Raw genomic sequence first — 8,598 nt, 5'->3', positions numbered from 1 at the left:
CCGGCCTCATTTGCGGTTGCTGGAACGGGCCCGGCGCCGCCGCTGCCCCCGTGCCGAACTGGTGGTGAGCGCTTCCCCCTGGTCCGCGTCGCCGTCCAGGGCCGCGGCGAACTCGGCCACGGTCGGGTGCTCGAACAGCAGCGCCGGCGCCACCGGGCGGCCCAGCTCCTTCTCCAGGGCGAGCACCATGGCCATCCCGAGCAGGGAGTTGCCGCCGAGGTCGAAGAACGGGTCGTGCACGCCGACGCGGTCGATGCCGAGGTAGGCGCCCCACAGCTCGGCGATCCTGGTCTCGGGGTCGGTGCGCGGCGCGGCGTAGTCGGTGCGCAGTTGCGGGCGGGGGAAGCGCTGCCCCTGGGGGACGGCCGCGGCCGAGCCGACGAGGTCGTCCAGGTCGAGCATGGCCGACCAGGCGCGCAGGACCTCGCGCAGCGGCTGCCGCACGGCCATGACGCTGCCGTGGCCGGCGGCGGCGAGGCGGTCGAGCAGGGCGCAGCCGGCGTCGTCGGCGAAGCCGTAGCGGGCGCGGTAGTCCGCCACCCGCCCGGCCAGGCCGCCGCCGGCCGCCTTGAGCCCTTCGGACTGCCAGACGTCGTGCTGCCACGGGCCCCACGCGACCGACACGACGCGGGTGCCGGGGGCGGCGGCGGACAGTGCCTGGCCGTAGGCGTCGAGGAGGGTGTTGGCGGCGCAGTAGTCGGCCTCGCCGACGCCGCCGTACGCGGTGACGGCCGAGGAGTAGAGGACCAGCAGCTCGGGGCGCTCGGCGGGCGGGGTGGCGGGGCCGGCCAGCTCGGCGAGCGGGCCCATGGCCAGCACCTTGGGGGCGAGCACCCGGCGGGCCTCGGCGGGGGTGCGGCGGCGCAGCATCCCGCCGGCGGGCAGGCCGGCCGCGTGGACCACGCCGGTGAGGCGGCCGAAGTGCTCGCGGGCGCGGCGCAGGGCCGCGCGCAGCTCGTCGGGGACGCCGGCGTCGGCGGTGAGCAGCAGCACCTCCACGCCGGCCGCCTCCAGGGCGGCCACGTCGCGCGAGGCCCGCGCGGCCGGGCCGTCGTCCCCGCTGCCCGGAGGGGGGAGGGGGGTGCGGGCGAGGAGGGCGAGGCGGCGGACGCCGGCGCGGGCCACGTGCCGGGCGAGGGCCATGCCGAGGCCGCGGGTGCCGCCGGTGATGAGGTAGGCGCCGTCCGGGTTCCAGACGGGGGACGGGGGCGGCGGGACGGGCGCCTCGGTCCAGGTGCGCACCCAGCGGTGCCCTCGGCGCCAGCCGGCCAGCAGGTCGGGGGCGTCAGAAGCGTCGGGGGTGGTGGCGTCGTCCGGCGGGGTGAGGGCCAGCTCCCGGGCGAGCTGGGTGGCGGCGGACACGGCGGCGGACGCGGCGGACGCGGCGGACGCGGTGGACGCGGCGGACGCGGCGGTGCGGTCGGTCTCGGGGTCGAGGTCGGTGCCGCTCCACGTCAGGCCGGGGTACTCGTGCCGGGCGGCGCGGCCGAGGCCGTGCGCCAGCGACTGGTGGGGGGCGGGCACGTCGCCGCCGAGGATCTCGGTGGCGCCCCGGCTGACGGTCAGCAGCCGGGCGGGGCGGTCGCCGAGGGCCTGGAGGGCCAGCATGAGGCTGTCGAAGCCGCGGGTGACGGCCTCCCGCAGCTCGTCGTCGCCCGGCATCCCGGCGGACGTGGCCAGGCTCCACAGGTGGGCCACGTGTACCGGGCCCTCCGGCGGGAGGGCGGCGAACACCTGGGCGTAGTGGGCGGGCGCGGCCGGGTCGATGGCCAGCACGCGGCCTTCCCGGCTCTCCCGGCTCTCCCGGCCTTCTCCGCCTTCTCCGCCTTCCCCGCCTTCCCTGCCTTCCCTGCTCTCCCAGCGCGGCTCGGCCGAGCCGGGCGCGGCGGTCACCTCCAGGACCGGGGTGCCGGAGGCGGTGGCGAGGCCGGCGAGCGCCGAGCCGATCCCCTCGGGGTCGGCGAAGACGACGAGGGGGCCGGGCAGGCTCAGGGTGGCGGGGAGGGAGGAACGGGAGGCGGGGTCGCGCCGCCAGGTGGGCACGAAGGCGTGGTCGGCGGGGGCGTGGTCAGCGGGGGTGGGGTTGGCGGAGGCGTGGGCGGCGGAGGCGTGGTCCGCAGGGTTCTGGCCGGCAGGGTTCTGACTGGCAGGGTTCTGACTGGCAGGGTTCTGGCCGGCAGGGTTCTGGCCGGCAGGAGTGGAGGCGGTGGAGGCCGGGGCGGTGCGGCCGGAGGGGGCGGGTTCGGTGTGGTGCGGGGTGGCGGCGGGTCCGGCGGCGGGGGCGGCCGGGGCGCCGGGGGCGGTGGCGGGGGCGGCCGGGGCGCCGGGGGTGGTCGCCGTCCGGAAGGTCGTTCCGGCGCGCCTGCTGGGCGCGGGCAGGGGGTCGGGCCAGAAGCGGGTGCGCTGGAACGGGTAGGTGGGCAGGCTCAGGACGCGACCACCCGCCGGGCGGGTACGCTCCCAGGCCACGTCGGCCCCCAGCTCCCAGAGCGCGGCGCAGGTGGCCAGCAGGTCGGCGTGGGCGTCGCGGGGCCGCGTCCCGCCCGTCCAGTACGGCGGCAGCGTCCCGAGGACGGCGGCGGGGTCGCCGCCCGCCAGGTTCTGCCGCACCAGCCCGCCCAGCGTCTGGCCCGGCCCCAGCTCGACGAACGCGGTCACGTCCTGCTCCAGGCAGTGCCGGACCCCGTCGGCGAAGCGGACCGTGCCGACGAGCTGGTCGGCCCAGTAGGAGGTGCCGGTGGCCTGCTCGGCGGTGAGCGGCCGGCCGGTGAGGTTGGACACGATGGTGACGGCGGGCGCGTTGCGCTGGACCGTCTCCAGCACCGCGGCCAGCTTCTCCCTGGCGGGCTGCAACAGCGCCGAGTGGAAGGCGTGCGCGGAGCGCAGGGGGCGGCAGGCCACGCCCGCCGCCGTCAGCAGCGCGGTCGCGGTCTCGATCTCCGCGGGCAGGCCGCTCAGGACGGTCATCGCCGGGCCGTTCAGCGCGGCCACGTCCACCTCCGCCCCGGCCGCCGGGAGGAGGTCGCGGATGCGGTCCTCGGAGGCGGCGACGGCGACCATGCGACCGGCGGGGACCGCGGCGATGAGGTGGGCGCGCTCGATGACGACGTGCAGGGCGTCCTCCAGGCTGAACACGCCGGCCAGGCAGGCGGCGACGTACTCGCCGAGGCTGTAGCCGATGAGCAGGTCGGGGACGACGCCCCAGTGGCGGAGGAGGCGGGCCAGAGCGTACTCGGCGGTGAAGAGGAAGGGGTGGGCCACGGTGGCGTGGCCGAGGGGGTCGTCGGCGGGGCCCGGCTCGCCGCGGCCGAGCATGGCGGCCAGGTCGGCGGCGGGGGCGGGCGCCGGAGCGGGGGCGAAGTACGGGCGCAGGTCCACGCCGGTGCGGCTGCGTACCAGGTCGGCGCAGCGGTCCACGGCTTCGGCGTAGACGGGCTCCCTGGCGTACAGGTCACTGGCGAGGCCGGCGTACTGGTCGCCGACGCCGGGGAGCAGGAAGGCGACGCGGGGCGTGCCCTTGACCCGGTGCCCGCCGCCGTCCCCGTCACCGTCACCGTCACCGGCGAGGGCGCGCAGCCGTCGGACGGCTTCGCCGGGGTCGGCGCAGATCAGGGCACGGCGGTGGTCGAGCGGGGCGCGGCCGGTCTGGAGGGTGTGCGCGAGGTCGGCGAGGTCGGTCCCGGGGTGCCCGGCCAGCCAGTCCGCCAGCCGGCCCGCCTGCTCGCGCAGCGCGCCGGGCGCGGCGGCCGACACCGGCAGCACGTACGGCCCCGCGGCGGCCGGGGTCGCGGCGTCCGGGGAGCCGGAAGCGGAGGCGGGGGCGGGGGCGGGGGCGGCTTGGAGGACCAGGTGGGCGTTGGTGCCGGACAGTCCGAAGGAGCTGACGCCGGCGAGCGTGACGTCCTCCAGGGGCAGCGCGGCGGTGACCGGCTGGATGGTGCCGTCCTCCGGGAGGGCGGCGGCCGGGGTGGTCAGGTTGAGGCTGGGCGGGATGAGGCCGTTCTCCAGCATGAGGATGGTCTTGATGACGCCGGCCACCCCGGCGGCGGCCTGCGTGTGGCCGATGTTGGTCTTGACCGCGCCCACTCGCAGGGGCCGCGCGGACGGCCGCCGGCCGAAGACGTCGTGCAGCGCCGACAGCTCGATGGCGTCGCCCAGGTGGGTGCCGGAGCCGTGCGCCTCGACGTAGCCGATCTCGTCCGGCTCGACGCGGGCGGCGGCGAGCGCGCGGGTGATGACGTCGGCCTGGGCGCGCCGGCTGGGGGCGGTGAGGCCGTTGCTGCGGCCGTCCTGGTTGACGGCGGAGCCGCGCAGCACGGCCCGGACGCGGCGGCCGGCGGCCAGCGCCCTGGACAGCGGCTCCAGCACCAGCAGCCCGCCGCCCTCCCCCATCACGTAGCCGTCGGCCCGCTCGTCGAAGGTCTTGCAGCGCCCGTCGGAGCACATCATCAGCCCGGCGCACGCCTGCTGGAAGGTGGTGGGGTGCAGCGTGAGGGACGCCCCGCCGGCCAGCGCGAGGTCGCACTCGCCGCGGCGCAGGCTCTCGGCGGCCAGGTGGATGGCGATGAGGGACGAGGAGCAGGCGGTGTCCACGGTGACGGTGGGCCCGATCAGGTCGAGCTGGTAGGCGATGCGCCCGGCCGCGACGCTGGGGATCGCGCCCTGCCCGAGGTAGGGGTCGGAGACGGCCTCGTCGCCCTGGCCCTCCATCTGGAGCCGGCCGTACTGGAGGGTGTCCATGAACCCGACCATCACGCCGGTGCGGCTGCCGGCCATGCGGGCGGGCGGCAGGCCGGCGTTCTCCAGGCCCTCCCAGGCCAGCTCCAGCAGGAGGCGCTGGTGCGGGTCCATGCGCAGCGCCTCGCGGGGCGACAGGCCGAAGAAGGCGGCGTCCCAGCCGGCGACGTCGTCCAGGAAGGCGCCGTACCGGGTGTACATGCCGCCCGGGGCGCCGGGCCGCGGGTCGTAGTAGGCGTCGATGTCCCAGCGGGCGGGCGGGACCTCGCGGACCGCGTTGCCGCCGCTCCGCAGCAGGTCCCAGAAGTCCTCGACCGTCTCGCCGCCCGGGTAGCGGCAGGCCATGCCGACGACGGCGATGGGCTCGTGGCGGCGTTCCTCCACCTCGGCGAGACGCTGGCGGGTCTGGGCCAGTTCGACGGTCACGCGCTTGAGGTAGGAGCGGAGCTTTTCCTCGGTCCCCATCGGGAAGCCTTTCCGGTCGCGGGCGTGGTCGCGGGCGTGGGTCACAGTTCGTTGTCGATGAGCGCGAAGATCTCCTCGTCGGAGGCGGAGTCGATCTCGTCCAGCACGCCGCCTGCGGGGACCAGGACGGCGCCGAGCTTGGTGAGCGCGTTCTGCAGGAGGGACACGGCCCGCTCGCGGATCGCGGCGGCCTCTCCGTTGGCGTGTTCGAGCACCTGGTCGAGGTGGGCCAGGGCGGCGCGGAGCGCGTCCTCGGGCGGGGCCTTCGGCGCCTGCGGCGGGGCGAGCGCCGCGAACAGGTGCGCGGCGAGCGAGGTGACGGTCGGGTGGTCGAAGACGAGCGTGGCGGGCAGGCGCAGCCCGGTGTCGGCGCCGAGCCGGTTGCGCAGCTCGACGGCGGTCAGGGAGTCGAAGCCCAGCTCGTTGAAGGGGCGCTCCACGTCCACGCTGTCGGCGCCGGAGTGGGCCAGCACCGCGGCGACGTGGGCCTGGACGGTCTCGGTGAGCACGCGCAGCACCTCGGCCCGGGGCAGGGCGGACAGGCGGGCGGCGAGCCCGGCGGCCGGGGGCGCGCTCGCCTGGCCCGGCGTGGCGGTCCTGCGCGGGGCGCGGACCAGGGTCTTCAGTACGGGGGGCAGGTCGCCGTGCTCGGCCCTGGCGCGCAGGGTGGTGGTGTTCCAGCGGACGGCGACCAGGAGCGGGTCGGTGGTGGTGAGGGCGGTGTCGAACAGGGCCAGGCCCTGGTCGGTGGTGAGCGGGGCGATGCCGGCGCGGGCCAGCCGGGCCAGGTCGGCGGGGCTGAGCGTGCCGGTCATGCCGGAGGCGGCGTCCCACAGGCCCCAGGCGATGGAGACGGCGGGCAGGCCGAGGTCGTGGCGGTGCTCGGCGAGGGCGTCGAGGAAGGCGTTGGCGGCGGCGTAGTTGCCTTGTCCGGGGTTGCCCAGCACGCCGGCCAGGGACGAGAACAGCACGAACATCGACAGGGGGTGGTCGCGGGTCAGTTCGTGCAGGTGCCAGGCGGCGTCGGCTTTGGGGGCGAGGACGGCGGTCACCCGGTCGGGGGTGAGGTCCTGGACGAGGGCGTCGTCCAGGATGCCGGCCGTGTGCACGACGCCGGTCAGGCGGGGCGCCGTTTGGAGGATGGCGTGCAGGGCGGTGCGGTCGGAGACGTCGCAGGCGGTGACGGTGACGTGCGCGCCCAGTTCCTCCAGCTCGGCGACCAGGTCCAGTGCGCCGGGTGCTTCGAGGCCGCGGCGGGATACCAGGAGTAGGTCGCGGGCGCCGTGTTGTTCCACGAGGTGCCGGGCGACCAGCGCGCCCAGGCTGCCGGTGCCGCCCGTGACCAGTACCGTTCCCGGCAGGTCGGGAAAGACGGCCGGGACGGGCTCGCGGCGGGCCAGGCGGGGCACCAGGAGCTTGCCGTCCCGTACCCGGACCCGCGGCTCGCCGACGGCGGCGGCCGGGCCCCAGGTCGTGTCGGCGTCCTCGGCCTCCACCAGGGTGAAGCGGCCCGGCTGCTCCGCCTGCGCCGCCCCCACCAGGCCGCGCACCGCCGCGCCGGCCAGGTCGCCCGGCCGCACGACGAACACGAGGGGCACGTCGTCGGGGTGGGCGGCGATGGCGTCGAGGACGCGGGCGGTCAGGTCCCGGGCGGCGGCGGCCGGGTCGGCGTGGCCGCTCACGCAGCGGATCACGACGGGCTCGGCGGCCCCGGCGGCGGCGAGCGGGGCCTCCACCCAGTCCACGCCGTACGGGACGGGCGCGGCGGCGGGAGCGGCGGTGGCCCGCGTCCGCAGCGCCTCGATCGCGAGCACCGGGGCGCCGGTGGCGTCGGCGGCCTCGACGACGGCGTCCGGCCCGGTGACGGACAGCCGGACGCGCAGGGCGTCGGCCTGGGCGGAGTGCAGCCGCACGCCGGTGAAGGCGAACGGCAGGCGCAGCTCGTCGCCGTCGCGGGCGAGCACCAGCGGGTGGAACGCGGCGTCGAGGAGGGCCGGGTGGATGCCGAAACCGGTCACGTCGAGGCCGTCGGGCACGCCGACCTCGGCGTACAGGTCGTCGCCGGAACGCCAGAGGGCGCGCAGGCCCTGGAAGGCGGGGCCGTACTCGTAGCCCTGCTCGGCCAGGCGGCCGTAGCCGTCGGCGAGGTCCACCGGGATCGCGCCCGGGGGCGGCCAGGCCGTGGCCCACGGGTACGCGGCGGCGGCGGCCGGATCCGCGGCGAGGACGCCGGTGGCGTGGCGCTGCCAGACGTCACCGCCGGCCTGGCGGGAGAAGACCGCGACCTGACGGCGCCCGGCCTCGGGCGGGCCGACGGTGACCTGGAGGGCGACCGTGCCGGACAGGTACAGCGGGGTCTCGATGACCAGCTCGTCGAGGCGGTCGCAGCCCGCGTGGGCGGCCGCTTCGAGCGCGAGGTCGGCGAGGGCGGCGCCGGGCAGCAGGGTCGCGCCCCGCACGGCGTGGTCGGCCAGCCAGGGGGTGGTCCTGCGGTTGAGCCGGCCGCTGAGCACGTACGTGTCGTCGGCGGCGGACACCACCGTGTCGAGCAGCGGGTGGTGGGAGGGCTCGATGCCCGTGCCGGTCGGGCGGCTCGTGGTCAGGCCGTCGCCGAGCCAGTGGCGGGTGCGTTGGAAGGCGTAGGTCGGCGGCTGCCGATCCGGACGCGGACCGTCCCCGAGCACCGCCGGCCAGTCCACTGGGGCGCCCTGCGCCCAAGCGTGGGCCAGCGAGGCCAGCAACCGGGCCGCACCGCCCTCACCCCGCCGTAACGACCCGCACACCCCCGCCGCCACCTCGGCGTCACGGCAGATCTCCGCCACGTCGTTGACCAGCACCGGATGCGGGCTGACCTCCACGAACACCGGCCTGCTGACCTGCCGGGCCGCCACCCGCACCGCCGCGTCGAACGCCACCGCCCGGCACAGGTTGTCCACCCAGTACCCGCCCGTCAACTCCGGCCCGTCCAAAACGGTGCCGGTCACCGACGAGCAGAACCCCACCTCGGCCCGCCCCGGCCGCACCTGCGCCAGCACCGCCGCCAGCTCACCCTCCAACACCCGCATGTGCGGAGTGTGCGAGGCGTAGTCCACGGCGATCCGCCGCACCCGCACCCCCCGAAACACCACCAGCTCCTCGGAGACCACCGCATCCGGCTCGTCGGCGGCCGGCTCGTTGACGGCCGGCTCGTTGGCCGCAGCCGACAAAGCCACCAGCTCCTCCACCGCCGCCACCTCCCCCGCCACCACACACCCAGCCGGACCCGACTCCACCGCCACCCACAACCGCCCCCGCCAGCGCGCCGCCAGCAACCCCTCCGCCCGCGAAGCCGGCACATCCAGCGCCGCCATCGCACCCGAACCCGCCATCCGCTCCAACGCCCGGCTCCGCACCACC

The 8,598-nt window shown here is 77.1% G+C and carries 2 protein-coding genes; both read right to left on the bottom strand.

Annotation, left to right across the window (positions count from 1 at the left end; translation table 11 throughout):
- Positions 1 to 6 precede the first annotated feature (6 nt).
- Positions 7 to 5,202, bottom strand: coding sequence for an SDR family NAD(P)-dependent oxidoreductase (locus AB0H75_RS46045; protein WP_367807600.1), 5,196 nt, complete (start codon positions 5,200 to 5,202; stop codon positions 7 to 9).
- A gap of 41 nt (positions 5,203 to 5,243) precedes the next feature.
- Complete coding sequence (locus AB0H75_RS46040; protein ID WP_367807598.1) at positions 5,244 to 8,552, bottom strand: SDR family NAD(P)-dependent oxidoreductase; 3,309 nt, start codon at positions 8,550 to 8,552, stop codon at positions 5,244 to 5,246.
- Positions 8,553 to 8,598: the final 46 nt, after the last annotated feature.

Origin of the sequence: Nonomuraea sp. NPDC050783, assembly GCF_040802095.1 — a bacterium.
Lineage (GTDB): Bacteria > Actinomycetota > Actinomycetes > Streptosporangiales > Streptosporangiaceae > Nonomuraea.
The sequence above is the reverse complement of the archived record's forward strand: the minus strand, read 5'-3'. Positions and strand labels throughout refer to the sequence as shown.